Here is a 25,398-nt window from a genome sequence, read left to right as displayed (position 1 = left end):
ACTTCCACGGGTCTGTGGCGCAGCTGGTAGCGCACCTGCATGGCATGCAGGGGGTCAGGGGTTCGAGTCCCCTCAGATCCACTCAAGAACAGAAGGTCCGGCGAAAGCCGGGCCTTCTGTCGTTTCACCCGAAAAGTTCACGGCAGCTCCCAGGGCGGGGTGATGGCCAGCTCGATTGGCTCACGGAGTTCGAGTTGCCCTGCGAACGCTTCGAACTCCTGCTGCGAGATCAGGGACTCGGCATCGGAGGGGCGAGCGCGCGGCCCCGCTCGGAACGGGCGGATCCTCGTCCTGCGAAGTGACCAGTCGGTGAGGGTGTTCGCGATTTCGGGTGAAAAGCAGGACGCCGCCTGCTGCAGGTCGGTGCGCAGGGCCTCGACCGCGCGGCCGTCGGCGACGCGTCCGGTCACGGGGCCGAGATCGGTCATCGTCTCGGCGAAGGCGACAGCCGCCCAGGAGGCGAAATCGGGGGAAGCGAACTCGCTCGTCTCGTCGTCGTGCCACACCATCCCGCAGGCGGTTCGCTCGTCGGGCGTGCGGATCACGGCGTACACGTCTCCCGCACCCGATCGCGCGAAGGGGAGGAACCTCGTTCCCGCCTGTGCATCCGCGAACAGCCAGTCGTCCACGGCCGTGGCCGCCTCGGCGGGCGAGAGCCATTCGAGGTCGGGACGGCCGACGAGTGCGAGCGGGGAGTCCGCCAGGAACTCGCTGAGCGTCATATCGAGCGCCGTCGGAAGCTGCGTTCGTCCGTCAGCGATCCAGGTGCGCAGCAGAGCCGGCACGGGGAGACCGACACGGGCTGCGAGAATCTCGAAAGCGGCGAGATCATCGGGGACCATGATGGCGATCCTAGCGGGACCTACCCGCGTCCCTCAGCCCGGCGAAAGCCGGGCCTTCTGTCGTTTTCGGATGCCGTCGAATCCGTGGCACCGGGTCTGGTCCGTGGGACCGGCAGACTGATACTGTCGCTCCGTGGAACGACAGAGCGCGCCGAGGATCGAGGGACTGCTCGACCGGTCCATCACCCGTTTCGGGGAGCGCGAGCTCAGCGACGAGGGGATCCGGGGCGTCGACGGGCCGCTCGGCATGACGGCGAAGGCGCGGGCGTTCGGCCCGGTCCTCGTCGTCGAGGCCGAGGGCACGGGGTCCGAGTTCGAGCGTCGGCCGATCCGGCCGGACCTCCCGACGATCGACCTGCTCTTCGTGCAGCAGGGAGAGTTCGAGTATCTCGACGGCGGCGTCTGGCGCACCTCTCGGGGACCGCTCATGATCGCTCCGAGCGGCCTGCCGAACCGCGTCCGCCTGACCGGCCCCTGGCGGTTCGTCGTCGCGCGGATCCCGCGCCAGGCGCTGCTCGTGCACGCGCCGGTGCTCGATGACCGGGTCAGCATCCATGAGGAACTGACGCTCTCGGAGCGCTCTCTCGCCGTGCTGCTCTCGCAGTCGGTGCGGAGCGAGCAGGAAGCGTCCGAAGCGGATGCTCGACTGATCGCCCGAACGGTGCTCGAGATGGCCGGCGCCGTGCTCCGCGCCCGTCAGGGTGGGACCTGGGAGCTGGAGGACCGGCAGACAGCAATCCGCGATCGGGCTCTCGCCCTGATCCGGAGCGACGGCACGGACCCGCGGTTGGATCCGGAGCGGATCGCGAGCGGGATCGGCGTGTCCCTGCGCTACCTGCAGGAGATCTTCGCCGCTGGCGGAAGTTCGGTGGCCGCGGAGCTACGGAGGGAGCGTGCTCGGGTCGCGCGATCGCTGCTGCAGGATCCCGGCGCCGACGGGCTCGGCACGACCGATATCGCGCTGCGTGCCGGGTTCGGTTCGAGCGCCAGTCTGCGCCGCGCGCTCGCTGCGTTCTACCGGCTCGGTCCCGCGGAGCTCCGAGGGGATTCCTCGAGGACACGTACGAAGTCGTAGCCCGAGTCCCGCCATGCGACGTCCAGCACGGCCGTTACCGGTGCGCGCCGGGTGAAGTCAACCCCGGTGATTCCCGAGCCGCCCGAGCATACGCTCGGAGCGCGCAAGACGCTCGACCCCGGCGGAATAGCGCAGACGCATCGGCCGATGCGGGCCGGGGCGGAACGGGACGGAACGGGACGGAGAGGACCCCATGCACACCATTGCGAACGACATCACCGTCGATCTGCCGGTGCGGACGGTCTACGATCAGTGGACCCAGTTCGAGAGCTACCCCGCCTTCATGTCCGGCGTCGAGGAGGTGAGACAGCTGGATGACCGGAACACGTATTGGTCGGTGCGGGTCGGCGGTGTCGAACGCGGCTTCCAAGCCGAGATCACCGATCAGATCCCCGACGAGCTCATCGCCTGGCGCAGTGTCAGCGGGCCCGAACACGCCGGCAGGGTGACGTTCGAGCGACTGGCTGACGACCGCACCTCGGTGCACCTCGAGCTGCGCTGGGCGCCGGAAGGCCTGGTCGAGAAGGCCGGGGCCGCGCTCCAGATCGACGACTTGCAGGTCGCCAGCGATCTGCGGGAGTTCGCACGTCTCATGGAGTCGAACGGGTTCGCGACAGGAGCCTGGCGGGGGACCGTCGACGGCTCCCGCGAGACTCCGGGAACCGTCGACCGCTGATCCGCCGAACGAAGGAGTAGGACCATGGCCGAGATCTGGGAGCAGAACGAGGAGAAGGGGCCGGAGGACGAGCTGGTCGTCACCGAGCAGCGCGACGCGGAGCGTCCGGCGGTCGATCCGGACGAGGAGCAGGCGATCGAGACGACCGAGTCGGACCCGCGGGACGCGCTCGAGGAGCTCGGAGAGGACGTCGCCTCCTCGCCCGCCCGGCGCGGGCACGAGGACCCGGAGGAAGCGGCGATGCACGAGTCGGACGGGTGAAGCTCGTGGGCGGGAGGGTGCCCCGGAGCTTCGGGGTCGAGGAGGAGTACCTGCTGCTCGACGTCGAGCACGGCAGGCCGGTGGATTCGGCGGCGGAGCTGACGCTCGCGACCGCCGACAGCGCGGGCGAGCTGGACCGCGAGTTCTTCGCGAGTCAGGTCGAGACGTCGACCCCGGTCTGCCGCACCGCGGCGGAGGCGGATGCCTCGCTCGTCGGGTTTCGGATGTCGGCGGGACGCGCGGCCGCTGAGCGGGGCTTCATCCTGTCGGGGACCGGTCTGCCGCCCGTCGGAGGTGATGCCGCGGGCACCGTGACGCCGAAGCCGAGGTATCGGCTCATCGAGGCCGAGATGCGCGCGGCCGGCCACCACCAGTACGGCACGGGGACCCACGTCCACGTCGAGGTGCCGAACCGCTCGGCCGGCGTCGACGCGCTCGCGCGACTCGCGCGCTGGGCGCCCGCGCTCCTCGCCCTCACCGCCAACTCGCCATTCTGGTGCGGCCGGGATACCGGATTCGCCAGCTGGAGGCACGTGATGGGGCTCTCCTGGCCCGCCTCGGGCTACCCGCAGCACATCGAGGACGAGGCGGACTATGCGGCAGCCGTCGATCGGCTCGTCGGCGCCGGAATCGTGCCCGACGCGGGGGTGCTGACCTGGGTCGCGCGCCTGTCGGAGCGGTATCCGACCCTCGAGCTGCGCATCGCCGATGCGCAGTTGACCGCGGAGGCGGCGGTGTCGTTCGCCCTCCTCGTGCGCGCGATCGTCGAGCGGGGACTGCGCGATGCCGAAGCCGGAGCGGAGCGGCCGGGCTTCGGACCGGGCCTGATCGACGGCGCGAACTGGATCGCGGCGCGCAACGGCCTCGGCGGTGAACTGGTCGACCCGGGACGCGCGGAGGCGGTGCCGGCCTTCGACCTGATCGATCGGCTGCTCGACTCCGTCGGAGGCGAGCTCGACCGGTCCGGCGACCGCGACCGCGTCGTGGCCTGGATCGACGGGCTGCGCGAGTCGGGCGGGCCCGCCGAGCAGCAGCGGCGCGCCTTCGCCGCGGGAGGCATCGGCGGGTTGCTCGACCTGTTCCGGGACGGATCGCTCCCGCAGCGGGTCGATCCGGTCGCGGCGGGCGGGTGAGCGGCCGGCGCCGCGCGCGGCTCCCGATCCGACGGGAACCCGTCGGGTCCGACTTCGTCTATCGGGACGGCTCGCGCAGGATCACCTCGAAGCGCGAGATCGCGCGCATCGAGGCCCTCGCGATCCCTCCGGCGTGGAGCGACGTCGAGATCGCGCGGTCGCCGGGCGCCAAGGTCCTCGCCCGCGGGATCGACGCGGCGGGCCGCACCCAGGCCATCTACCACCCGGCGTTCCGGCGCCGCCAGGACCGGAGGAAATTCGACCGGGTGCGCCGTTTCGGCCGGGCGCTGCCGCGCCTGCGGGCCCGCGTGGACCGGGATCTGCGCCGCAGACGCCTGAGCGAGGACCGGATCGCCGCCTGCGTGATCCGCCTCATCGATCTGCAGCTGTTCCGCGTGGGGAGCGCCGAGTACGCCGAACGGCATCGGAGTTACGGCGTCACCACCCTGACGGAGCAGCACCTGTCGGCGACGAGCGCCGCGGTCGAGTTCGACTTCATCGGCAAGAGCGGCAAGCGGCAGCGCCGACGGGTCCGCGATCCGCGCATCGCCCGCATCGTCGCGCAGCTGCTGGAACTGCCGGGGCCGGAGGTGTTCCGCTTCTTCGATGAGGACGGGATCATCCACGAACTGCACAGTCGGCACGTGAACGCGTACGTGAAGCGGCACCTGGGCGCGGAGTACACGGCGAAGGACTTCCGCACCTGGGGCGGGACCGTGACGGTCGCCGCGGCGCTGTTCGACGCCGATCCCGCGGATCTCGGGTCCGCGCGGGGCCGGGCCGCCGTGCTGCGCTCAGCGCTCGACGCCGCGGCCGAGCGGCTCGGCAACACCCGCACGGTGGCGCGGTCCTCCTACGTCGATCCGCGGGTGCTCGCGGCTGTCGAGCACCCGGAGGTGCTGGACCGGGTGCGCGGTCTGCGCACCCGGTCCCGGCGATACCTCGAGCGCTCCGAGCAGCGGACCCTCCGGTTGCTGCAGGAGTTGGAGCGCGCGGGAGCGTCAGGCTGACTCACCTCCACTGCCACCGTCTCCGGCCGGGCCGAACGCTCGTCGCGGTCGTGGGCGAGGGGACCGGCTCAGTCCGGAGGATCGAGCGTGATCGGAGTCGCGGTCGCCGGCCCGGCAGGAGTAGCTCCGCCCTCGTCCGCCCAGTCCGATCCGGTCCGGTCGTCACGAGCCGGATCGCTCTCGACATCGGGATGCGCGGGCTCCGCGTGCCGTCGGGCCGCGTCGGGTACCACGGTCCGGGGGCGATTCTTCTCCGTCTCCGGGTGCTGCTGGTCCTGATCCTGATCCGCCATGCTGGACTCCTCACGTTGGGTTCGGGCGCGTCTGCCCGAACCCTTCCGACCGTACGCACCGGCACCTCACGGCGGCAGGGGCTTGCTCGGACTTCCGTTGTGCGGTAGCGGCCCCCGCCAGCCGCTTAGGGCCCCGTACGGTGCCCTGTCAACCGCCTCGTGCGACGGGCGCGCGTGCACCTATGGTCGGCCGCATGGCTTCACTGTGGCAGTTGACGGGACCCGAGATCGCCTCCGACACCTTCTCGAGTGAACGGTGCGATGCGACGGTGGTCGGCGCCGGACTGACCGGGCTCGTGACCGCCGTGCTGCTGGCCCGGTCCGGTGCACGAGTGACCGTGCTGGAGGCGCGGAGCACGGGCGCGCTGACGACCGGGAACACGACCGGGAAGCTCAGCCTGCTGCAGGGCACCACCTTCGCGGGGATCCGCTCCCACTCCGGTGACGACGCGGTGCGGGCGTACGGCCAGGCGAACCGCGAGGGTCAGGCCTGGATGCTGCGGCAGCTCGAGTCGTGGGGGATCGATCCCGACCGGAGGACCGCGTTCACCTACGCCGCGACCGCTCAGGACACGGAAGCGCTCGAGGCGGAACGCGACGCATCCGCCATCGCGGGAATCGACCTCGGCCTGACCGCGGAACCGGGGCTGCCGTTCGAGACCTACGGTGCGCTCGAACTCGAGCAGCAGGCGCAGCTGCACCCGATGCTGGTCCTCGCACGGCTCGCCGATGAGCTGCGGGATCGCGGCGGTCGCCTGGTCGAGGGCTGTCGGGTCCGCGGCGTCGAGCAGGTCGATGGCGGCGTCCGGGTCGTCTCCGACGCCGGGGCGCTCGAGTCCGACGTGTGCGTGCTCGCCACCGGAACCCCCATCCTCGACCGGGGCATGTTCTTCGCCCGGCTGCGACCGATGCGCTCCTTCGCGGCCGCATACCGAGTCGACCCGCACGCGATCCCGCAGGGGATGTATGTGTCCGTCGGAGCCCCGTCGCGCTCGCTGCGGGTGGCGGTCGGACCCGAGGGCGAGGATGCACTGGTCGTCGGCGGCGAAGGCTTCGTGCCCGGGCGCGAGGACGACACCGAGCGGCGTCTGGGAGAGCTCGACGCCTGGACGGGGCGGTTCTTCCCGGAGCCCGAGCGGATTGCCGCCTGGGCGGCTCAGGACTACCGGACGCATTCGCGGTTGCCGTTCGCCGGTGAGATGCCCGGGGGCGGCGGACGCATCTACACCGCGACCGGCTACGGGAAATGGGGGATGACGAACGGCGTCGCCGCCGCGCTCACCATCGCCGCCGATGTGCTGGGCGGGCATCTGGGGTGGGCCGACGAGCTGCGGAACCATTCGACCCGGCTGTCGGCGGTCCAGGATGCGATCGGCGAGAACGCGAACGTGGCCGCCCGCCTCGTCGCCGGCTGGACCACGGCTGAGCTGCGCACGCTCGATTCGGTGGACCTGCCCGCCGAGGGCGACGGCGTGGTCGTGCGCGACGGGGTCGCGCCCGTCGGACTCTCGCGCGTGGACGGCGAGCTGCGGCGGGTTCCGGCCGTGTGCACGCATCTCGGCGGCGTCCTGCGCTGGAATCGCGCCGAGTGCAGCTGGGACTGCCCCCTGCACGGCTCTCGTTTCAGCGCGAGCGGCGCGCGGCTCGAGGGGCCGGCCGTCGAGGACCTCGGGCACGACGGCTGAGGGAGGCCCGGTCGGCGTCCCCGGCCGTCGGCCCGCGAGCGTCGATGCGCGCGAACCGAGCTACTCCGACTCGACGGCCGTGCGTTCGTGCGGTGTTCCGACGGGCTTGGACTCCGACGAGCCGCGCTGCCTGAGGAAGATCGAGAAGGCCACCATGGACCCCACCGCCAGGAGTTCCGACTGCCAGTTCTGCAGCGTGCGGTTCCAGAAGTCCGCCGAGAGCAGGTACTCGCCGAGGCCCATGAGCGGCTGGCCGTGCTGCGCGGCCTCCTCGTTGGCGACGACGGTCCCCGCGAGGCCCTGCACGAGCCAGGAGAGCAGGAAGACGGCGCCCATGACGAGCAGGAGTGAGTTGCCGAACAGCCACCGGCGCGGACCGCGTGCGCGAGCCCAACGCGGCGAGTCCGCTCGTGCGAACCGGCCGACGAGCTGGTCCTCGTCGGAGCCGAGCCCCTCATCACCGGGCTGCTTCGATTCGGGTGAGCCGCGCTGTACGAGCCACACGGTCGCGAAGATGAACAGGAAGAACTGGAGATACTCCGATTGCCAGTTCTCGGCGACGTCGACGACGAAGTCCGACGACGTCACGAAATCGAACCAGGTGATCGCGGCGGCGCCGTGCTCGAGCCGGTCGGCGTTGGTGTCCGCGAGCCCTGCGACCGACTGGCCGGCGAGCGCGAGCAGGAAGGCGCCAGCGAACGCCAACGACAGCGCATGATCCTTCAGCCGCATGGCTACCTCCCGACCGCGACCACGGTGAACATCGCGGCGAGGCCGACGACCACGATCCCCATCCAGAGCCAGAACATCGTCTTCATGCGGACGAGCGTAGGAACTCCGCGCGCCGCTGCGCAGCCCCTTGCGCGCGTCCGCGCGCGTGTGGCAGACGGCGCCCGTGCGGGAGTGCGCACTGTAGCGATACGCCTCGGAACTGTCGAGGCCCTGCCCGACGAGCGCGGGCGGCCCTACCGTCGAAGGCACGACCGCGGGGCGGCGATGGCCCGCAGAGGGCTCAGCCCCGACGGCGACGATGCAGCGGAAGGAGAAACTCGCCATGCCGAAGTCTCAGCTGAAGGATCCCGAGCTCTACGAACGCCTGCGGGGCGAGGGAGCGTCGAAGGAGAAGGCCGCCCGTATTTCGAACGCGTCCGCGAAGGAGGGTCGATCCGCCGTGGGACGACGCGGCGGCGAAGCCGAGGACTACGAGGACCGCACCGTCCCCGAGCTCCGGGCGCGCGCGAGAGAACTCGGCTTGTCCGGGTACTCGAAGCTGCGCAAGGGCGAACTCATCGACCTGCTGCGGAACCACTGAGCGAGGGAGGAACGCATCGCCATGAGCCCGAATCAGGATCCCAGGACCAAGTACCCCGTCCCGCCCTTCCCGGAGCAGCAGCAGGACGACCAGCCGGGGGCGACCGCCCCGATGCGGCCCGAGCCGGACCACGGCGAGCGCAGCTACCGCGGTTCCGAGCGGTTGGCCGGATCGCGGGCCCTCATCACCGGAGGAGATTCCGGTATCGGCCGAGCCGTCGCGATCGCGTTCGCCCGCGAGGGCGCCGACGTGGCGATCTCCTACCTTCGCGAAGAATCCGATGACGCCGAGGCGACGGCGGCGGAGGTGGAACGAGCCGGCCGCAGCTGCGTGCTCCTGCCCGGGGACCTGCGCGACGAGCGCGTGATCGAGCGGGTGATCGAGCGCACCGTGGCAGGCCTCGGAGGTCTGGACCTGCTGGTCCTCAACGCCGGGGTGCAGCACCGGCGAGCTCCGAACGCTCGTCTCTCGCGTTCGGACGCGCTCGAGGTCTTCGAGACGAACCTGCTTGCGCCGCTCCTGCTCATGCGGGAGGCCGCTCCGCACCTGGAGCCCGGGTCGTCGGTGATCGTGACCGCGTCGGTACAGGCGTTCGATCCCAGCCCGGATCTGCTGGATTACGCCATGACCAAATCGGCGCTGGTGGGCTTCACGCGCGCCCTCGCGGAGGAGCAGGCGGAGCGCGGAGTGCGCGTCAACGCGGTGGCTCCCGGCCCCATCTGGACTCCGCTGATCCCGGCCACCGGCTGGGACGAGAAGCAACGAGAGTTCGGTGCGGCGTCGCCGCTCGGGCGACCCGGGCAACCGGCGGAGCTCGCGGGCGCCTACGTCTACCTCGCGTCGGAGGACGCGTCGTACACCTCGGGGGCCGTGATCCCGGTCACCGGTGGACGGCACCTGTAGGCCGGTCGGTCCTCACCGAGCCACCGGTTCCTCGACGCAGCGGAGTCCCCCGGATGAGTTCGCGAGGGCGAGCAACTGCTCGATCCACTGCGGGTTGAGCTCGGGGGTCGCCTCCGAGTCGAACTCGAAGTGGATGGGGACCGTCGGGTGCAGCCAGATGCTGTGCTGCTGCCCGTCCCGCGTCCAGGTCAGCACCAGGCTCTCCTGGAGGTTGAGCTTGCCGAGGATCACCGTGCGCAGGTGGGTGAGGAGGCGATCGTCGAAGGCGAAGCTCTCCATGCCGCTGTAGTGGAGGTATCCCATGTCGCTCTACACCTTCTCTCTCTGCTGCTTCTCGGCGTCGTCCTCCGGCATGACGATGAGTCCGCGCGCGGTGTGGGAGTGGTCGATGAGGATCTCGACCCAGTGCCGGTTCAACTGCGGAGGCCGCCCTCCCGAGAACCGGAAGACGAGCGGGATGTTCGGCGCCAGCCAGACCGACAGGCGTCCGCCGCCGCGTTCCACCGGATTGACCCAGCTCATGAGGAAACTCTCCTGGCGACGGAGCTTGGTGGTGATGGCGACCTTCAGGTGAGCGAGGGTGCGATCCTCGAACTCGAACTCCTGGGTACCGCCGTAGATGAGAAAGCCCATGGGTGCATGCTGGCACGTTCCGACGCAAATGACGAGAGGCACAGCGAACGGCGCGACGGTTTCCTGCGCTCAGTGGCGTCGACGAGCCGAAACTGGAGTAATGTGACCGCGTGACTACGCACACTCCGCTCGAGGAGCCCTCCAGACCGGCCGATGGCGCCGGGTCCCGTCTGCGTCGATGGCTGCTGACCGACACCGCTGAAAAAGCCGGTGAGCACACGGGCCCTCACGGCAAATCCGTCGGGCGCGGGGCACCCTGGTGGCGGGTCATGTGCCTCACGGGTCTCGACTACTTCTCGACGCTCGGCTACCAGCCCGCGATCGCGGCGCTCGCGGCGGGCCTGATCGCCCCGCTCGCGACCCTGCTGCTCGTGGCGATCACCCTGTTCGGGGCGCTCCCGGTCTACCGGCGCGTGGCGCGCGAGAGCCCGACCGGAGCCGGATCGATCGCGATGCTGTCGAAGCTGCTGCCCAAGTGGGGCGGCAAGCTCGCGGTGCTCGCACTGCTCGGCTTCGCCGCGACCGACTTCATGATCACCATGACCCTGTCGGCCGCGGACGCGACGGCGCATGCGATCGAGAACCCGTTCGCCCCCGACTTCCTGCAGGGGCAGCAGGTCGTCATCACCCTCGCGCTGCTGGCGGGGCTCGGCGTCGTGTTCCTCCGCGGCTTCACCGAGGCGATCCGCATCGCGACGGTGCTCGTCGGCGGCTTCCTGCTCATCAACGCGGTCGTGCTCGTCGTCGCCCTCGCGCATATCGTGCAGACCCCGTTGAAGGTGGGGGACTGGTGGACCGCGCTCACGACGCAGCACGGCGATCCGTGGATGATCATCGCGATCGCGCTCATCGTGTTCCCGAAGCTCGCGCTCGGCCTGTCGGGCTTCGAGACCGGCGTCGCCGTCATGCCGCAGATCCGCGGCGAACAGGGTGACCCCGAAGCGAGCCTGCGCGCACGGGTCAAGGGCGCCCACCGCCTGCTGACCACCTCGGCGCTCATCATGAGCGCGTTCCTCGTCACCTCGTCGATCGCCACGGTCGTGCTGATCCCGCAGGAGGAGTTCCAGCCGGGAGGCAAGGCCAACGGCCGAGCGCTCGCCTACCTCGCGCACCAGTTCCTCGGCGACGGCTTCGGCACGGTCTACGACGTGATCACCATCGCGATCCTGTGGTTCGCGGGCGCCTCGGCCATGGCGGGCCTGCTGAACCTGGTGCCGCGCTACCTGCCGCACTACGGCATGGCACCGCGCTGGGCCCGCGCGATCCGCCCGCTCGTGATCGTCTTCACCTGCGTCGCGTTCCTCATCACGATCATCTTCCAGGCCAGTGTCGACGATCAGGGCGGAGCCTACGCCACCGGCGTGCTGGTGCTCATGACCTCGGCGGCGGTCGCGGTGACGCTCTCGGCGCGGGGCAAGCGCGAGCGCGGCAAGACCATCGGCTTCGGGATCGTGACCCTGGTGTTCCTGTACACGACGATCGCGAACATCATCGAGCGCCCGGACGGCATCAAGATCGCGGCGTGCTTCATCCTCGGGATCCTCGTGGTCAGCTTCGTGTCCCGCGTGGTCCGCTCCATCGAACTGCGGGCGACGACGGTGCAGCTCGATCCGCTGGTCGAGTCCTGGGTGCGGGAGGCCGCGAGTTCCGGCCGGCCGATCCAGCTGATCGCCCACGATCCGAAGCACGCGCGACCCGAGCGCTACACCGAGAAGCTCAAGCACGCGCAGGCCGCGCACCGCTTCGTCGGGGAGGACGCCTGGTTCATCGAGGTGACCATCGGCGACAGCTCGGACTTCGAGGACGAGATCTACGTCGTCGGCGACGAGCGTTACGGTCATCGCGTGCTGTCGCTGCGCGGCAGCTCGGTGCCGAACAGCCTCGCATCGGTGCTCATCGATCTGCGCGACCGCACCGGGCGGGCCCCGCACATCTACTTCCGCTGGACCGAGGGCAACCCGGCCTCGAACTTCGCGCGCTTCCTGCTCTTCGGCGAGGGCGAGATCGCTCCGATGACGCGCGAGGTGCTGCGGATCGCGGTGCCCGAGGTGACGCAGCGGCCCTGGGTGCACGTGGGATGAGCGCCGGCCGCTACGCGCCGAGCCCATCGGGCGACCTGCACCTGGGCAACCTGCGCACTGCGCTGCTCGCCTGGCTGTTCGCCCGGTCGAGCGGGCGCGGGTTCCTCATGCGGATCGAGGACCTCGACCGGGGCCGCGATGCGGGTGCCGCGGATCGCCAGTTGGAGGATCTCGCGGAGCTCGGTCTCGACTGGGACGGGCCCGCGGTGCTGCAGACCGAGCGCAGCGGCGATCACGATGCGGCGATCGCGGAGCTGGCGGCGCGGGGGCTCGTCTACGAGTGCACCTGCACGCGGCGGGACATCCTCTCCGCGCCGACCGCGCCGCACGCGCCGCCCGGTGCATACCCGGGGACCTGCCGGGACCGTGACGAGGCTGAGCGCGCCGCCGCCCGCGAGCGGATCCTGCCGCGGCTGCCGGCGCTCCGCCTGCGCGTGCCGGAGGGGGCGGGGGAACTCGCGTTCGAGGATCGGCTCCTCGGCCGGGTGACCGGCGTCGTGGACGACCTGGTGCTGCGCCGTGGAGACGGCGCTGTGGCCTACAACCTGGCGGTCGTGGTCGACGATGCCTCGATGGGAGTGGACCAGGTGGTGCGCGGCGACGACCTCGCGTCCTCGACGCCGCGGCAGATCGTGCTGCAGCGACTGCTGGGCCTGCCGACGCCGCCGGCGGTGGAGTATGCGCACGTGCCGCTCGTGCTGGGGCCGAGCGGCGCGCGCCTCGCGAAGCGGGACGGCGCGGTGACGCTGCGCGAGCTTCGGGACGCCGGGATCGGCCCGGACCGGGTGCGTACGCAGCTCGCGGTCTCGCTGGGGCTCGCGGCGCCGGGGGAGCCGGTCCGAATCGAGCAGATCCTCGCCCGCTTCGATCCGGGGCTCCTGCCGAGGGAGCCGTGGGTTTGGACGCCCGATCTCACATAAGCAACATAAAGCCAATGTTGTTTTAGTTGCATATTCTCCCGTTCGTGTGGCACTGTTGGGTGAACGCCACGCAACGACGGGAGGAGCGTTTCGTGTACGCAGCAGAACGCCAGCAGCTGATCCTGACTTCGGCGCGCGCCGACGGGCGCGCCGAAGTGGGTGCGCTCGCCGAGCAGCTCGAGGTATCGACCGAGACGATCCGGCGGGATCTCACCGCCCTCGAACGTCGCGGACTGCTGCAGCGCGTGCACGGCGGTGCGATCCCCGTCGACCGGGTCGAACCCGAGGTCGGTCTCGACGTGCGGATCGGCCGACGCGCCGCGGTCAAGCAGCGGATCGCGCTCCGCGCCCTCGAAGAGATTCCAGCGGGCGGCACCGTGCTGCTCGACTCCGGCACCAGCACGCTCGCCATCGCGCAGGCGCTCCCGGCCGACGCCGAGTGCACGGTCATCACCAACAGCCTCATGATCGGCGCGGCGCTGTCCGCGAAGCCCGGAATCGAACTGATGCAGCTCGGCGGACGGGTGCGCCCGGTCACCGGAGCAGCCGTCGGACGATGGACCTGCGAGGCGCTCGCCGAACTCACCGTCGACGTCGGCTTCGTCGGATCCAACGGCTTCGACGCGCAGCGCGGACTCACCACTCCCGACCAGGAGGAGGCCGCGGTGAAGCGTGCGATGGTGCTGGCATCGCGCACGACCGTGCTGGTCGCGGACTCCAGCAAGGCGGGCCGCGCGCACCTCACCCGCTTCGCGGCGCTCGACGAGATCGACCTCGTGATCACCGACACCGACCTCGACGGCGACCTCGCCGAGGAGCTCCGGGCCGCAGGCCCCACGGTGGTGACGGCATGATCGTCGCGCTGACCCCGAACCCGAGCGTGGATCGGGCGGTGACGGTCGAGACCCTGGACCGCGGCCAGGTGCTGCGCGCCGATTCGTCACGGGTGGATCCCGGCGGCAAGGGCGTCAACGTGGGCCGGGCTCTGACGGCGATGGGCGGCGACGCCCTCATCGTGGTCCCGTCCGGCGGACCGGAGGGCGCGCTCTTTGAAGTCCTCCTCGCCGGCACCGGCGCGGCGAGCCGGATCGTGCCGATCACGGGGAGCACGCGTATGAACGTCAGCGTGCTGGAACCCGACGGCACCACGACGAAGCTCAACGAGGCCGGCCCGGCGCTCGATCCGACCGATGTCGACGCGCTGCTCGAGGCGGCGCTCCGGGACCTCGAAGCGGGTGCATGGATCGCCGGATGCGGCAGCCTGCCGCCGGGAGCGCCGGACTCCTTCTACGCCACGATCGTGCGCGAAGCACGAGCGCGGGGGGCCCGGGTCGCCATCGATTCCTCGGGGTCGGCGTTCGCCGCCGCGGTCGCCGCGGTGCCGACGCTCATCAAACCCAATCGCGAAGAGCTGGCGGAGCTCGTGGGCCGGCCCCTCGACACGCTCGGCGCCGTCGTCGATACCGGGCGGGAGCTCGTCGCCTCGGGCATCGAGTTCGTGGCGGTCAGCCTCGGGCGGGACGGCGCGGTGCTGATCACCGCTGAGGAGGCCGTGCACGCGCGGACGGTCATCTCCGACCCGGTATCGACCGTCGGCGCGGGGGACTGCATGCTCGCCGGGCTGCTGCTCGGTCTCGACCGCGGAGAAGCTCCGGTCGATGCGCTCTCGATGGGGGTCTGCTGGGGCGCTGCCGCCGTGCGGCTCCCCGGGACCGAGGTCCCCGGCCCGGCGGACCTGCTCGACCTCGAGGTCGAACGCAGCCGTACCCTGCAGCGCGAGCTGCCCCTGAACGACTGAACCGGCGACGCGCCGGACCCGTACCGAATCCCGAAAGGAATCGACATGCCACTCATCAGTGACGAGCAGGTGGTGCTCGACCTCACCGGTGCCGACCGGCACGAGGCGACCCGTGCGCTCGCGGAACGCCTCGTGGCGACCGGCCGCTGCACGGACCTCGAGGTCTTCATCGCGGACGTGCGCGAGCGCGAGTCGAAGATGGCGACCGGGCTCCCGGGAGGCATCGGGATCCCGCACGCGCGTAGCGCGGCGATCACCGAGCCCTCGCTCGTGTTCGGCCGGATCGGCGAGGACGGGATCGACTGGGGCGCGAAGGACGGCCCGGCGCGGCTCGTATTCCTCATCGCCGCTCCCGCCGATGGCGGCGACGCGCACATGCAGGTGCTGCCGCAGTTGGCCCGCGCCCTGATGCGCGAGGACTTCCGAGCGGCGCTGCTCGCAGCGGAGACCCCGGCCGAGGTCGTGGCCATCGTCGACGAGCACGTGCGGCTCGATCCGGCTCCGGCCCCCGCCGAGGGCGCTGCGGATCCCGCACCCGTCGCGGATCCCGCTCCGGCGGAGCGCACAGCCGAGCGTCCCCTGCGCTTCGTCGCGGTCACCTCGTGCCCCACGGGCATCGCCCACACCTACATGGCGGCGGAGGCGCTCGAGAACGCGGCGCGCGAGGCCGGACACGAGATCGCGGTCGAGACCCAGGGCTCCGCGGGGTCGACCCCGCTCACCGCAGCGCAGATCGCGGCGGCCGATGCGGTCGTGTTCGCGCACGACGTCGAGGTGAAGGATCGCGCGCGGTTCGCGGGCAAGCCCACCGTCGACGTCGGGGTGAAGCAGGCGATCGCAGACGGGCCCCGACTGCTCGAGCAGGCAGCCGAGCTGGCGGCAGCGTGGGAGGCGGATCCCGCGAAGGCCGCCCGGGGCGCGGGAGAGGCCGCCGCCGGCGCGGCTCTCGACGCCGATGCCGAGCAGAAGGTCGGTGCGGGAACCCGGCTGCGTCAGTGGCTCATGACGGGCGTCTCGTACATGATCCCGTTCGTGGCAGCCGGCGGTATCCTCATCGCCCTCTCGTTCATGCTCGCCCAGATCGCCCTGGGGGAGCGCGGTGCGATCGAGATCGTCAAGTACGGCCTGACGAGCTCCGACGAGTTCAACATCGCCCAGCACTTCGACGCGACGAGCCTCACCTCGTGGGCCGCGCTCTGCTTCGTGATCGGCTCGGCTTCCTTCGGCTTCCTCGTCCCGATCCTCTCGGGCTACATCGCCTTCGCGATCGCCGACCGCCCCGGTCTCGTGCCCGGAATCGTGGGCGGTGCGATCGCCACGAGCATGAACGCCGGATTCCTCGGCGGCATCGTCACGGGCCTCCTCGCGGGCGCGCTCGCCCGCTGGATCTCGAGCTGGAAGGTGCACAAGGGCGTGCGGGGCGTCATGCCCGTCGTCGTCATCCCGCTGCTGTCGACCCTCCTCACCGCCGGCCTCTTCATCACGGTGCTCGGCCGCCCCATCGTCGGACTCATGACCGCCATGAACGACGGGCTGAACGGCCTCACCGGTGCGGGCGTGCTCGTGCTCGGACTGATCCTCGGCGCGATGATGGGCTTCGACCTCGGCGGCCCCGTGAACAAGGTCGCCTACGGCTTCGCGACGGCGGGGCTCTCGGCCGCGGGCGCCGCGATGGACGCGCCGCAGCTGAAGATCATGGCCGCGGTCATGGCCGCGGGCATGGTCGCGCCGCTCGCGCTCGCGCTCGCCACTGCCGTGCGACCCAGGCTGTTCTCGGCGCCCGAGCGCGAGAACGGCAAGGCCGCCTGGCTGCTCGGCGCCTCCTTCATCTCGGAGGGCGCGATTCCCTTCGCCGCGGCCGACCCCATCCGCATCATCGTCGCCTCGACCATCGGGTCCGCCGTGACCGGCGGCCTCGTCATGCTCTTCGGCGCGACGCTCCGCGCACCGCACGGCGGCATCTGGGTGCTGCCGCTCATCGGCCAGCCGCTGCTGTTCGTCGCGGCGCTCGCCGCCGGCGTCCTCGTGACGGCCGCCCTCGTGATCATCCTGAAGGGCGCGGCCGCACGCCGGGCCGCCGCAAAGACCGCGGCGGCCGCACCGGTCGCCGCCTGACCCGAACCATCGCGCGGCCGTCGCCCGGCGGCCGCCCCACCCGAACACCCGCACAGAGGAGTCATCATGGCCACCCGTTCCGTCACCATCGCATCGTCCGTCGGCCTGCACGCCCGACCCGCCTCGCTGTTCGTCGAGGCCGTCGGCGAGTCCGGACTCGAAGTCGAGATCGGCCGTCCCGGCGAAGCCGCCGTCGACGCCGGGAGCATCCTCGGCGTCATGGCGCTGGGCGCGAAGCACGGCGAGGAGGTCGTGCTCACCGCGGAGGGGGCCGACGCCGACGCCGTGCTCGACCGCCTCGTCGCGCTGCTGGCCACGGACCTGGACGCCCAGTGACCTCCGCCGGCGACGCGAGCGGGGCGACCGCAGCGGGACAGGCTTCGGAGACCCGGCAGGGCATCGGCGTGAGCCCCGGCTCAGCCGCCGGCCCCGTCGTGCAGGTCGCGTCGCCGGTGGAGCCGCCGCACGACGAAGCGGCGGCATCGGATCCGGCCGCGGCCGCCGAACAGGCGGTCGCCGCCTTCATGCGCGTGGCCGGCGCGCTCGACGCGAAGGCCATGAGCGCCGACGCCACCGCTCGCGACGTGCTCAAGGCCACGGCGATGATCGCGCGCGACCGATCCCTGCACCGCGCGGTCGCGAAGCACCTCGGTACCGGGCAGGGGGTCGCGACCTCCATCGCGCTCTCGATCGACGAGTTCGCCGCGCAGTTCGAAGCGCTCGGCGGCTACTTCGCCGAACGGGTCACCGACCTGCGAGACGTGGGGTCGCGCGCGATCGCCGAGGTGCTCGGCGTGCCGGCACCCGGCGTGCCGGAGTTCACCGAGCCGAGCATCGTCGTCGCCGAGGACCTCGCACCCGCCGAGACCGCGACGCTCGATCGATCCCTCGTGCTGGGCATCGTGACCCGCGCGGGCGGGCGCACCAGCCACACCGCGATCCTCGCGGCTCAGATGGGGATCCCCGCGGTCGTGCAGCTGCCGGACGCGACCGCGATCCCGAACGGCACCCCCATCGCGATCGACGGCGACACCGGGATCGTCGTGCTGCGCCCGGACCCGGGCGCCGTCGAAGCGCAGCGGCGCACGCGCGAACGGCGCGACGCCGCGCTCGCCGAGGTCCACGGGCCCGGCGCCACCGCCGACGGGCACCCCGTCGCGCTGCTCGCCAACATCGGGGGCGTCGAGGACGCCGAACTCGCGGCAGCGCAGGATCTCGAGGGCGTCGGTCTCTTCCGCACCGAATTCGTCTTCCTCTCGGCCGGAACAGCGCCGACGGTCGAGGAGCAGACCGAGATCTACCGGCGGGTCTTCGCGCCGTTCGGTGCGCGGCGCGTGGTGGTCCGCACCCTCGACGCCGGTGCCGACAAGCCCCTCGCCTTCGCCGACCTGGGCGAAGAGGAGAACCCCGCGCTCGGACGGCGCGGCCTCCGCCTCTCGCAGGCGCGGCCCGACCTGCTCGACGCGCAGCTCGAAGCGCTCGCGGCAGCGGCCGAGGCGACCGGAGCCGACGTGCGGGTCATGGCCCCGATGGTGGCGACGGCGGCGGAAGCACGCTGGTTCGCCGATCGGGTCCGCGCCGCCGGACTCGGTTCCGCCGGCGTGATGATCGAGGTTCCGGCGGCCGCGCTGCGCGCCGAGCAGGTGCTCGGCGCCGTCGACTTCGGCAGCCTCGGCACCAACGACCTCGCCCAGTACACGATGGCGGCGGACCGCATGCAGGGAGAGCTCTCGGATCTGCTCGATCCCTGGCAGCCCGCCGTGCTCGACGTGATCGCCGCGGCGGCCTCGGGAGCGCGCGCGGCCGGGAAGCCGCTCGGCGTGTGCGGGGAGTCCGCCGGGGATCCGCTGCTCGCGCTCGTCCTCACGGGTCTCGGCGTCGGCAGCCTCTCGATGGCGCCGAGCAAAGTGCCCGCGGTGCGCCTCGCGCTCGCGGCGCACGCGCTGGTGGAGTGCGAGCGGCTCGCCGCACTCGCGCTCGCGGCGGAGAGTCCGGAAGGCGCCCGCGAAACCGTGCGGGCGGCGATCGCTCCGGAGCTCGCCGAGCTGCTCTGACCCGCGGCGTACCGCCCGCTACGAGCCGCGCCCGGCCCGCGCCCGCAGCCGGGAACAGCCCGGCTCAGCTCGCGGGCGGCTTCCAGCCCGCGAGCTCGAGCCGCAGCTCCGTGACCCGCGTCGCCGCGTCGGTCAGCCGCGCCTCGGGCACGGTCTTCGCGGCGACCGCGGCGACCGCGGCGACGATCCCATCGATCGCACCGGTCGCCGTGGCCTGATCCGAGCCGATCACCATGAGCAGCAGGTCGTTGCCCGCTGCGAGGGCGTCCACGGCGTTCTTCGTCGGGTCGGCGTAGGCCTGGTCGCCGGAGGAGAGCAGCATCCCGAGATCGTCGGTGACCGCGACGCCGGTGAACCCGAGCTCGTCGCGGGCGATCCGGTGCCAGGTGGGGGAGAGCGAGGCGGGTGCCGCGTCGACCGCCGTGTAGGCGAGGTGCCCGAACATCAGCAGCTGCGCACCCGCGGCGATGCCGTCGGCGAAGGGCGGTGCTTCGTCGCGCTTCCAGCTCGCGCGGTCGAGGTCGGTCCGCGGGATCCCGCTGTGCGAATCGCCGGGGGCGGCCCCGTGCCCGGGGAAGTGCTTGAGCGTCGAGGCGACGAGTCCGCGCTCGCCCGCGACGGCCGCTGCGACACGGGGCCCGGATTCGGCGGCGGTCTCGCCGAGCACGCGCCCGAAGATGAAGCTGTTCGGGTCCGAGGTGACGTCGGCGACGATCCCGAAGTTGACCGTCACACCGCCGTCGTGCAGCAGGCCGGCGCGCGAGCGGAAGGCGGTGGTGGTCTGCGCGGGCGGCTGCGATCGGAGTTCTGCGGCACCGGGCAGGTCGTCCCAGGGGAGCCGCGTGACCTCGCCGCCCTCCTCGTCGATGCCGGTGAGCACCGGGAGCTCCGGGTCGGGGCTCAGGCCCGCGGTGAGCGTTCGCAGCTCCTCCGGGGTGCCCGGGACGTTGCCGCCCATGAGGATGACCCCGCCGAGGTGCTGCTGCGCGGCGAACGCGCGCACCGGTGCCGGGTCCGTCCCCTCGAACCCGGCCATCACGATGGACCCGGCGCGCTCGCGCGGGGTCCACGAGGCCACCAGGCGCTGGGCTTCGGCGTGCCGGAGCTCCTCGAGCGTGGGTGGCGGCGGAGTGGTCTTCGTCGGCTTCGGGGCGCTGGAGCTCGGGCGGGCCGGTGCCGGCTCGGGTGCGCAACCGGACGCGCCGAGCAGCAGCGCTGCCGTGCCGATCGCGGCGAGCGCGACGGCGAGGCGTTCCCGTGCGCTCCGTGCTCCGCGTGCGGCCAGCGCTGCGCGGCGACTCATCGGCGGGACCGCCCCTCGACGGCGCGGCTGAGCCACGCGCAGAGGAACCCGACGAGCCCCAGCAGCGCCCCGGCCCAGAGCGGTGAGACGAAGCCCCAGCCCCACGAGATGAGCGCGCCGGCGACGGCCGCGCCGATGGCGTTGCCGATGTTCAGCGCCGAGTGGTTGAGCGCGGCGGCGAGCGTGTGCGCATCGCCCGCGACGTCCATGAGGCGGACCTGCACTGACGGCACCATCACGGAGCCGACCGTTCCGATGAGGAACAGCCCGATGGTGAGCGGGATCGGGAACGGCGCGAGCAGCGCCGTGCCGGCGAGCAGCACGGAGAAGACGGGCATGAGGCCGATGAGGGTGCGGATCGCGCCCCCGTCGGCGAGCCGCCCGCCCAGCAGGTTGCCCGCGGTCATGCCGAGCCCGACCACCGCGAGTAGCCACGGCACCGCGGTCGCAGGCAGCCCGGCGACCTCGGTGGTCAGGGACGCGACGGTGCTGTAGACCGCGAAGAACCCGGCAAAGCCGATGGAACCGATCGCGACGGCGATCCACACGCCCGGTCGGCGCAGCGCCGACAGCTCGGTGCGGATCGAGGTACCGGGACCGTGCTCGCCGCGCGGCAGGGTCAGGGCGATGGCGATGGTCGCGACCGCGAAGATCGCCGCGATCGTGAGCACGGCGACGCGCCAGCTCGTCGCGTGGCCGATCGCGGTGATGAGGGGCACGCCGAGCACGTTCGAGACGGCGAGGCCGAGCAGCACCGACGCCGCTCCTCGGCCGCGCATGCCGGGCCCCATGAGGTCGGCCGCGGCGAGTCCGGCGATGCCGAAGTACGCGCCGTGCGGTAGCCCCGAGACGAAGCGGGCGAGGACCGCGAGTTCGAATGTGGGGGCGGCTGCGGTCGCGATGGAGGCGAGGGCGAAGGCGCCGGCCAGCGCGATCAGCACGGGGCGGCGGGGGAACCGGGCGAGCCAGGCTGCGAGCGTCGGGGCGCCCACGACGACGCCGATCGCATAGGCCGATACGAGCATCGCCGCGCGGCCGAGCGCGGCATCGGGGTCGCTGCGGTGCAGCTCGGGCAGCAGATTGGCAGCGAGCTCGGGCAGCAGGCCCATGGCGGCGAACTCGGTCGCGCCGATCCCGAAACCGCCGATGGCGAGCGCGAAGAGCGCCGGCCGGATGCTGCGGGCGGGAGAGGGGCCCGGTGCCGTGCTCGGGGCCGGGGTCACGCGAGGCCCGCGTCGTGCCGCGGCGGGTGCACGGCGCCGGGCTGCGGCCGCTTGGGCTCGATGTGGTCGCCGGAGGAGACGTGCTTGATGCGTCGGATGACCCAGGGCACGAGGTGCTCGCGGGCCCAGACCACGTCCTCCTTGCGCGCCTCGCGCCAGGTGCGCACCGGCAGCGGCGGCGGATCGAGCGGGGCGAGGTCGTTCGGCACGTTCAGCGCGTCGAGAGCCGCACGCGCGATGGTGTGGTGGCCCAGCGCGTTCAGGTGCAGGCGGTCGCCCGCCCAGTACCGGCTGTCCTGGAGCTGTTCGAGGGCCCACTGATCGACCACGAAGCAGTCGTTCCGCTGCGCGACCTTACGCACGTTCTCGTTGAAGATCGCCACCTTGCCGCGGATCGAGCGGAAGACCGGCTGGAAACGCGTATCGACGCCCGTGAAGAGGATCACCGTCGCGCCGGTGTCGCGCAGCCGGGAGACGATCGACTCGAGCTGCTCGGCGACGGCGTCGGGGTCGGTGCCCGGTCGGATCACATCGTTGCCGCCGGCGCAGACGCTCACGAGGTCCGGGCGGAGGTCGAGCGCGATGTCGAGCTGCTCGTCGGTGATCTGGCCGATCAGTTTGCCGCGCACCGCGAGGTTCGCGTAGGCGAACTCCGGATCGTGCTCCGCGAGCACCTCCGCGAAGCGGTCGGCCCAGCCGCGCAGGCCGCCGGGGCTCTCGGGATCCGGATCGCCGAGGCCCTCCGTGAACGAGTCGCCGATCGCGACGAACCGCGACCAGGGCAGTTCCAGCGGAATCGCGTCGTTCGCCACTTCGTCGGACATCGCGGGGATCCTCTCGGTCGGCGGGGAACGACCGCTGCAACGGCGCCGAACTCGGGGGATCGGACGTCTGCCGGTCGCGAACCCGGGCACGTCGCCCGGGCGCACCGGCTAGTCTAGAACGTTGTGACTGACTCGGACCACGGCCTCCACCTGCCGGGCACGAGCGCAGCCGAGCACCTGCCCCCGGCATATCCGGAGCGCGCCGCGCACGGCACCGCGGGAACCCTGCGGGCCTGGCAGGAAGAGGCGATTCGGAAGTACCTCGACACCGAACCGCTCGACTTCCTCGCCTCCGCGACGCCGGGAGCGGGGAAGACGACGTTCGCGCTCCGCCTGGCGTCGATCCTGCGCGCGAACCGCACCGTCTCGCAGGTGATCGTCGTCGCGCCCACCGAGCACCTGAAGACCCAGTGGGCGGACGCGGCAGCGCGCGCCGGAATCCGGCTCAACCCCTACTACTCCAACGGCGACGGCCTCGGCTACGGCTCGCACTACCACGGCATCGTCGTCACCTACGCGCAGGTCGCCATGAAGCCGGTGCAGCACCGCCTCATCACCGAGAACGCCGACACGCTCGTGATCCTCGACGAGGTGCACCACGGCGGCGACGCGCTGAGCTGGGGTGACGGGATCCGCGAAGCGTACGCGACCGCCAAGCGGCGGCTCTCGCTCACGGGCACCCCGTTCCGTTCCGACGACGCGCCGATCCCGTTCGTGGCGTACGCGCCGCAGGGCGACGGATCAAAGGTCTCGGTCACCGACTACGACTACGGCTACGGCCGCGCGCTCGCCGACGGCGTCGTCCGCCCCGTGGTCTTCATGGTCTACGCGGGCAAGATGCGCTGGCAGACCTCCGCGGGCGAGGAGATGGAGGCGCGGCTCGGCGAGGGCAACACCAAGGACGTCACCTCGCAGGCCTGGCGCACCGCGCTCGATCCCGCCGGCGACTGGATCTCGCAGGTGCTGCGCGCCGCCGACCGTCGCCTGAGCGAGGTGCGCCGCTCGATCCCCGATGCGGGCGGTCTCGTGATCGCGACCGACCATGCGGCGGCGAAGGCGTACGCGAAGCAGCTCCGTGAGATCACCGGCGAGCAGGTCGCGCTCATCCTGTCCGACGACGCGGGCGCTTCGGACCGCATCGACGAGTTCTCGAAGGGCGAATCCCGCTGGATGGTCGCGGTGCGCATGGTGTCCGAGGGCGTCGACGTGCCCCGCCTCGCCGTCGGCGTGTACGCCACCAGTTCGTCCACCCCGCTGTTCTTCGCCCAGGCGATCGGTCGCTTCGTGCGCTCGCGCCGGCGCGGCGAGGTCGCCTCGGTCTTCATCCCGAACGTGCCGGCGCTCATGCAGCTCGCGCAGGAGATGGAGAAGGAGCGCGGGCACGTGCTCGAGGGGCCGAAGAGTGCGGAGGAGATGTGGGACGCCGAAGCGGCCCTCATGGCCGAGGCCGAGCGCGAGGACAAGGCGTCCTCGGAGCTCGCCGACGGCGAGGGCTTCGTCTACCAGGCGCTCGGGTCCGACGCGCACTTTGATCGTGCTGTGTTCGACGGCGCCGAGTTCGGCGGCTACGCGGAGGTGGAGAGCGAGGAGGAGCTCGAGTTCCTCGGGTTCCCCGGCCTGCTCGAACCGCACGAGGTGAAAGCGGTGCTGCAGCAGCGCCAGGCCCGGCAGGCGCGCAGCAGTGCGACGAAGCAGGGAATCCTCGAACACGCGCCCGAGAAGGCGGAGGCCCCCGGGGCGCTGCACCGCACCCTGGGGGAGCAGCGCAAGCTCCTCAACAGCCTCGTCGGCATGTACTCGAAGGTGTCGGGGGATCCGCACCCCGCGGTGCACACCGAGCTCCGGCGCATCTGCGGCGGGCCCGCGGTCGCGCAGGCGAGCGTGTCGCAACTGCAGAAGCGGATCGAGCTGCTGCGTCGGCGCCTCAGCCCGTAGGGTTCGGGCGGCGGTGCCGGGGCTGATGCGGGGCGGACGCGGGGCGGATCGACTCGCGGGAATCCGCTCCAGGGGCCGCGACGCGCGCGGGCGACGAGCCCGGTTCGTCGGGTCTCGGGAACCGTGCTAGAGTTTATCTCTGTTGCCGGAACAAACCGCGAGGTTCGATCTGGAAGCAGTGTTCGCGCGGGTGGCGGAATGGCAGACGCGCTAGCTTGAGGTGCTAGTGCCCGTATTAGGGCGTGGGGGTTCAAGTCCCCCTCCGCGCACGCGAACGAAAAGGCCCCGGCCGAGATTCTTCTCGGCCGGGGCCTTTTGCGTGCCCCAGCGCCCTGCGCGGTTGGGGCGTTGGGATTCGTGCGGATAGCGGGGTGCGGCTGACCTGAGACGGCACCGTTGGACACCTGGGCGACGAGTGGACGGCGAGTCGGCCGCCGGTCCAGGGTCCAATCGTCGGTTGCGGGTCCACTCGTCGGCCGGAGGAGCGTTCGCCGGTCCGGGCTCCATTCGTCGGATCGCCGGGCCGGGTGGCCGACCGTGCACCAGCACGGCGGGCGCGGTCACCGGTGCACGCGGAGCGCGCGGATCTCGGGGAGCCCGATCTCGACGTCGCCCTCGGAGGTGCCGAGCGTCATGGATCCGGCCAGGGGGCTCCGGGAGCGCAGCGAGATTCGTGCGCCGGGTCGGAGGCGGTGGGTGTCGAGCCGCTCCAGGACGGGCATCGAGTGCTCGACGACGCGGCTGATCGTGAAGTGGTTCGACCCCGAAGCGGGCCCGGGGGAGCCGAGCGGCCGGTCGCGCGGGTCGGTCAGGGATCCGCTCCGGTCCGGGATCGGTTCGCCGAACGGATCCGTCGCGGGGGAGCCGAGTTGTGACTCCGCCTGCTCGATGAGGCGATCTGATGCGGCGCCCTCGAGGGCGGCGGCTTCGGCGGGGATCTCGGGCCAGGGCATCCCCAGGAGGTCGCTCAGCGCGCAGTGGAGCAGTCGCAGGGTGCGCACGGCGCGCAGCGCCTCCGAGCGGCCGCGGGCGGTCAGGGCGAGGCCTCGGTAGGGTTCGCGGGCGACCCATCCCCGCTCGGCGAGCTTGCGGATCCGGTCCGAGACCGTGCCGGGAACGTGATCGAGCCGGCGTGCGAGTGCCGTCACGGTGACCGTGCGCTCGTTGGTCGACAGGGACCAGATGGCGCGGAGGAATCGTGCGTCGGCTGGTGAGTGCGAGGGCATCGGCGGTGTTTCTGCGGGGCGGTCGGGCTCTCACCCTCGCGCGTTCCGCGGCGCGCTGGGGTGCGTCGTCAAAATGTTCGTCTTGACGTAATTTCA

At 71.7% G+C, this 25,398-nt stretch carries 25 protein-coding genes and 2 tRNA genes; 18 read left to right on the top strand and 9 right to left on the bottom strand.

What is annotated here, in order from left to right:
- The first annotated feature begins 8 nt into the window (after positions 1 to 8).
- Positions 9 to 81, top strand: a tRNA-Ala gene (locus BMH31_RS13170).
- Between the two features lie 56 nt (positions 82 to 137).
- Here the strand turns inward: BMH31_RS13170 and BMH31_RS13165 are convergent.
- Positions 138 to 842 (bottom strand): hypothetical protein, encoded by a 705-nt coding sequence (locus BMH31_RS13165; protein ID WP_099724848.1) that lies wholly within the window; start codon positions 840 to 842, stop codon positions 138 to 140.
- Positions 843 to 975: 133 nt separating this feature from the next.
- Here BMH31_RS13165 and BMH31_RS13160 point away from each other — a divergent pair, with 133 nt between their 5' ends.
- The 5 genes from BMH31_RS13160 (at position 976) to BMH31_RS13140 (ending at position 4,997) form a co-directional block, all read left to right on the top strand.
- On the top strand, positions 976 to 1,917 hold the full coding sequence (locus tag BMH31_RS13160) for a helix-turn-helix domain-containing protein (RefSeq protein WP_099724849.1): 942 nt from the start codon (positions 976 to 978) through the stop codon (positions 1,915 to 1,917).
- 193 nt (positions 1,918 to 2,110) lie between these two features.
- Positions 2,111 to 2,593: an SRPBCC family protein gene (locus BMH31_RS13155; RefSeq protein WP_099724850.1), complete on the top strand. Its 483-nt coding sequence runs from the start codon at positions 2,111 to 2,113 to the stop codon at positions 2,591 to 2,593.
- Between the two features lie 24 nt (positions 2,594 to 2,617).
- Entirely contained in the window at positions 2,618 to 2,854 is a 237-nt protein-coding gene (locus BMH31_RS13150; protein WP_099724851.1) for a hypothetical protein, read from the top strand.
- 17 nt (positions 2,855 to 2,871) lie between these two features.
- On the top strand, positions 2,872 to 3,987 hold the full coding sequence (locus BMH31_RS13145) for a YbdK family carboxylate-amine ligase (protein WP_241898286.1): 1,116 nt from the start codon (positions 2,872 to 2,874) through the stop codon (positions 3,985 to 3,987).
- A complete protein-coding gene (locus tag BMH31_RS13140) occupies positions 3,984 to 4,997 on the top strand; it encodes a DNA topoisomerase IB (protein ID WP_099724852.1) in 1,014 nt (337 codons plus the stop codon). The genes BMH31_RS13145 and BMH31_RS13140 overlap by 4 nt, the downstream gene beginning before the upstream one ends.
- A gap of 68 nt (positions 4,998 to 5,065) precedes the next feature.
- Here BMH31_RS13140 and BMH31_RS13135 read toward each other — a convergent pair whose 3' ends face one another.
- Entirely contained in the window at positions 5,066 to 5,290 is a 225-nt protein-coding gene (locus BMH31_RS13135) for a hypothetical protein (protein ID WP_099724853.1), read from the bottom strand.
- Between the two features lie 194 nt (positions 5,291 to 5,484).
- Between BMH31_RS13135 and BMH31_RS13130 the strand changes: the two genes are divergently transcribed.
- Positions 5,485 to 6,975, top strand: coding sequence for an FAD-dependent oxidoreductase (locus tag BMH31_RS13130; RefSeq protein WP_099725302.1), 1,491 nt, complete (start codon positions 5,485 to 5,487; stop codon positions 6,973 to 6,975).
- Between the two features lie 60 nt (positions 6,976 to 7,035).
- On the opposite strand, the gene BMH31_RS13125 is transcribed toward BMH31_RS13130, so the two are convergent.
- Positions 7,036 to 7,707 carry a DUF6766 family protein gene (locus BMH31_RS13125; RefSeq protein WP_099724854.1) on the bottom strand — a complete coding sequence of 224 codons (672 nt, stop codon included), beginning with the start codon at positions 7,705 to 7,707 and terminating at the stop codon, positions 7,036 to 7,038.
- Between the two features lie 322 nt (positions 7,708 to 8,029).
- Between BMH31_RS13125 and BMH31_RS13120 the strand changes: the two genes are divergently transcribed.
- Positions 8,030 to 8,287, top strand: a complete 258-nt coding sequence (locus BMH31_RS13120) for a Rho termination factor N-terminal domain-containing protein (RefSeq protein ID WP_099724855.1) — start codon at positions 8,030 to 8,032, stop codon at positions 8,285 to 8,287.
- A 21-nt stretch (positions 8,288 to 8,308) separates the two neighbouring features.
- Positions 8,309 to 9,190 (top strand): SDR family oxidoreductase, encoded by an 882-nt coding sequence (locus tag BMH31_RS13115; protein ID WP_099724856.1) that lies wholly within the window; start codon positions 8,309 to 8,311, stop codon positions 9,188 to 9,190.
- A 12-nt stretch (positions 9,191 to 9,202) separates the two neighbouring features.
- On the opposite strand, the gene BMH31_RS13110 is transcribed toward BMH31_RS13115, so the two are convergent.
- Together BMH31_RS13110 and BMH31_RS13105 are read right to left on the bottom strand one after the other, a co-directional pair.
- A complete protein-coding gene (locus BMH31_RS13110) occupies positions 9,203 to 9,493 on the bottom strand; it encodes a hypothetical protein (protein ID WP_099724857.1) in 291 nt (96 codons plus the stop codon).
- 6 nt (positions 9,494 to 9,499) lie between these two features.
- Positions 9,500 to 9,823 (bottom strand): hypothetical protein, encoded by a 324-nt coding sequence (locus tag BMH31_RS13105; RefSeq protein ID WP_099724858.1) that lies wholly within the window; start codon positions 9,821 to 9,823, stop codon positions 9,500 to 9,502.
- Positions 9,824 to 10,092: 269 nt separating this feature from the next.
- Between BMH31_RS13105 and BMH31_RS13100 the strand changes: the two genes are divergently transcribed.
- The 7 genes from BMH31_RS13100 (at position 10,093) to ptsP (ending at position 18,791) form a co-directional block, all read left to right on the top strand.
- Positions 10,093 to 11,904: an amino acid transporter gene (locus tag BMH31_RS13100; protein ID WP_099724859.1), complete on the top strand. Its 1,812-nt coding sequence runs from the start codon at positions 10,093 to 10,095 to the stop codon at positions 11,902 to 11,904.
- The gene (gene gluQRS, locus BMH31_RS13095) at positions 11,901 to 12,824 is read left to right on the top strand and encodes a tRNA glutamyl-Q(34) synthetase GluQRS (protein WP_099724860.1); all 924 of its coding nucleotides are present in this window, start codon (positions 11,901 to 11,903) and stop codon (positions 12,822 to 12,824) included. Before BMH31_RS13100 ends, gluQRS begins: the two co-directional genes overlap by 4 nt.
- Positions 12,825 to 12,916: 92 nt before the next feature.
- The gene (locus tag BMH31_RS13090; RefSeq protein WP_099724861.1) at positions 12,917 to 13,678 is read left to right on the top strand and encodes a DeoR/GlpR family DNA-binding transcription regulator; all 762 of its coding nucleotides are present in this window, start codon (positions 12,917 to 12,919) and stop codon (positions 13,676 to 13,678) included.
- The gene (pfkB, locus tag BMH31_RS13085) at positions 13,675 to 14,622 is read left to right on the top strand and encodes a 1-phosphofructokinase (RefSeq protein WP_099724862.1); all 948 of its coding nucleotides are present in this window, start codon (positions 13,675 to 13,677) and stop codon (positions 14,620 to 14,622) included. Before BMH31_RS13090 ends, pfkB begins: the two co-directional genes overlap by 4 nt.
- Positions 14,623 to 14,667: 45 nt before the next feature.
- Positions 14,668 to 16,737, top strand: coding sequence for a fructose-specific PTS transporter subunit EIIC (locus BMH31_RS13080; RefSeq protein WP_099724863.1), 2,070 nt, complete (start codon positions 14,668 to 14,670; stop codon positions 16,735 to 16,737).
- A 66-nt stretch (positions 16,738 to 16,803) separates the two neighbouring features.
- Positions 16,804 to 17,073 (top strand): HPr family phosphocarrier protein, encoded by a 270-nt coding sequence (locus BMH31_RS13075; protein WP_099724864.1) that lies wholly within the window; start codon positions 16,804 to 16,806, stop codon positions 17,071 to 17,073.
- Between the two features lie 68 nt (positions 17,074 to 17,141).
- Positions 17,142 to 18,791 carry a phosphoenolpyruvate--protein phosphotransferase gene (gene ptsP, locus BMH31_RS13070; protein WP_241898285.1) on the top strand — a complete coding sequence of 550 codons (1,650 nt, stop codon included), beginning with the start codon at positions 17,142 to 17,144 and terminating at the stop codon, positions 18,789 to 18,791.
- Positions 18,792 to 18,855: 64 nt separating this feature from the next.
- Here the strand turns inward: ptsP and BMH31_RS13065 are convergent, their stop codons facing one another.
- Genes BMH31_RS13065 through BMH31_RS13055 form a run of 3 tightly spaced genes read right to left on the bottom strand, consistent with a single transcriptional unit; the run spans position 18,856 to position 22,141 of the window.
- On the bottom strand, positions 18,856 to 20,094 hold the full coding sequence (locus tag BMH31_RS13065; protein WP_241898284.1) for a glycoside hydrolase family 3 N-terminal domain-containing protein: 1,239 nt from the start codon (positions 20,092 to 20,094) through the stop codon (positions 18,856 to 18,858).
- Positions 20,091 to 21,317: an MFS transporter gene (locus BMH31_RS13060; RefSeq protein WP_241898283.1), complete on the bottom strand. Its 1,227-nt coding sequence runs from the start codon at positions 21,315 to 21,317 to the stop codon at positions 20,091 to 20,093. Before BMH31_RS13060 ends, BMH31_RS13065 begins: the two co-directional genes overlap by 4 nt.
- On the bottom strand, positions 21,314 to 22,141 hold the full coding sequence (locus BMH31_RS13055) for an SGNH/GDSL hydrolase family protein (protein WP_099724866.1): 828 nt from the start codon (positions 22,139 to 22,141) through the stop codon (positions 21,314 to 21,316). The genes BMH31_RS13060 and BMH31_RS13055 overlap by 4 nt, the downstream gene beginning before the upstream one ends.
- A gap of 123 nt (positions 22,142 to 22,264) precedes the next feature.
- Here BMH31_RS13055 and BMH31_RS13050 point away from each other — a divergent pair, with 123 nt between their 5' ends.
- The gene (locus tag BMH31_RS13050) at positions 22,265 to 24,076 is read left to right on the top strand and encodes a DEAD/DEAH box helicase (RefSeq protein WP_099724867.1); all 1,812 of its coding nucleotides are present in this window, start codon (positions 22,265 to 22,267) and stop codon (positions 24,074 to 24,076) included.
- A gap of 184 nt (positions 24,077 to 24,260) precedes the next feature.
- Positions 24,261 to 24,345: transfer RNA gene (locus BMH31_RS13045), tRNA-Leu, on the top strand.
- A 291-nt stretch (positions 24,346 to 24,636) separates the two neighbouring features.
- Here the strand turns inward: BMH31_RS13045 and BMH31_RS13040 are convergent.
- Complete coding sequence (locus tag BMH31_RS13040; protein ID WP_099724868.1) at positions 24,637 to 25,302, bottom strand: metal-dependent transcriptional regulator; 666 nt, start codon at positions 25,300 to 25,302, stop codon at positions 24,637 to 24,639.
- Positions 25,303 to 25,398 lie beyond the last annotated feature (96 nt).

The sequence above is a fragment of the Leucobacter sp. OLIS6 genome (assembly GCF_002752355.1).
GTDB lineage: Bacteria > Actinomycetota > Actinomycetes > Actinomycetales > Microbacteriaceae > Leucobacter.
The sequence above is the reverse complement of the archived record's forward strand: the minus strand, read 5'-3'. Positions and strand labels throughout refer to the sequence as shown.

Coding starts and splice junctions, on each gene's coding strand:
- pfkB (WP_099724862.1), top strand. CDS start 13,675: ATGATCGTCGCGCTGACCCCGAACCCGAGCGTGGATCGGGCGGTGACG.
- BMH31_RS13135 (WP_099724853.1), bottom strand. CDS start 5,290: ATGGCGGATCAGGATCAGGACCAGCAGCACCCGGAGACGGAGAAGAAT.
- BMH31_RS13075 (WP_099724864.1), top strand. CDS start 16,804: ATGGCCACCCGTTCCGTCACCATCGCATCGTCCGTCGGCCTGCACGCC.
- BMH31_RS13165 (WP_099724848.1), bottom strand. CDS start 842: ATGGTCCCCGATGATCTCGCCGCTTTCGAGATTCTCGCAGCCCGTGTC.
- BMH31_RS13155 (WP_099724850.1), top strand. CDS start 2,111: ATGCACACCATTGCGAACGACATCACCGTCGATCTGCCGGTGCGGACG.
- BMH31_RS13150 (WP_099724851.1), top strand. CDS start 2,618: ATGGCCGAGATCTGGGAGCAGAACGAGGAGAAGGGGCCGGAGGACGAG.
- BMH31_RS13110 (WP_099724857.1), bottom strand. CDS start 9,493: ATGGGATACCTCCACTACAGCGGCATGGAGAGCTTCGCCTTCGACGAT.
- BMH31_RS13130 (WP_099725302.1), top strand. CDS start 5,485: ATGGCTTCACTGTGGCAGTTGACGGGACCCGAGATCGCCTCCGACACC.
- BMH31_RS13065 (WP_241898284.1), bottom strand. CDS start 20,094: ATGAGTCGCCGCGCAGCGCTGGCCGCACGCGGAGCACGGAGCGCACGG.
- BMH31_RS13080 (WP_099724863.1), top strand. CDS start 14,668: ATGCCACTCATCAGTGACGAGCAGGTGGTGCTCGACCTCACCGGTGCC.
- BMH31_RS13055 (WP_099724866.1), bottom strand. CDS start 22,141: ATGTCCGACGAAGTGGCGAACGACGCGATTCCGCTGGAACTGCCCTGG.
- BMH31_RS13040 (WP_099724868.1), bottom strand. CDS start 25,302: ATGCCCTCGCACTCACCAGCCGACGCACGATTCCTCCGCGCCATCTGG.
- BMH31_RS13105 (WP_099724858.1), bottom strand. CDS start 9,823: ATGGGCTTTCTCATCTACGGCGGTACCCAGGAGTTCGAGTTCGAGGAT.
- gluQRS (WP_099724860.1), top strand. CDS start 11,901: ATGAGCGCCGGCCGCTACGCGCCGAGCCCATCGGGCGACCTGCACCTG.
- BMH31_RS13120 (WP_099724855.1), top strand. CDS start 8,030: ATGCCGAAGTCTCAGCTGAAGGATCCCGAGCTCTACGAACGCCTGCGG.
- BMH31_RS13100 (WP_099724859.1), top strand. CDS start 10,093: ATGTGCCTCACGGGTCTCGACTACTTCTCGACGCTCGGCTACCAGCCC.
- BMH31_RS13115 (WP_099724856.1), top strand. CDS start 8,309: ATGAGCCCGAATCAGGATCCCAGGACCAAGTACCCCGTCCCGCCCTTC.
- BMH31_RS13125 (WP_099724854.1), bottom strand. CDS start 7,707: ATGCGGCTGAAGGATCATGCGCTGTCGTTGGCGTTCGCTGGCGCCTTC.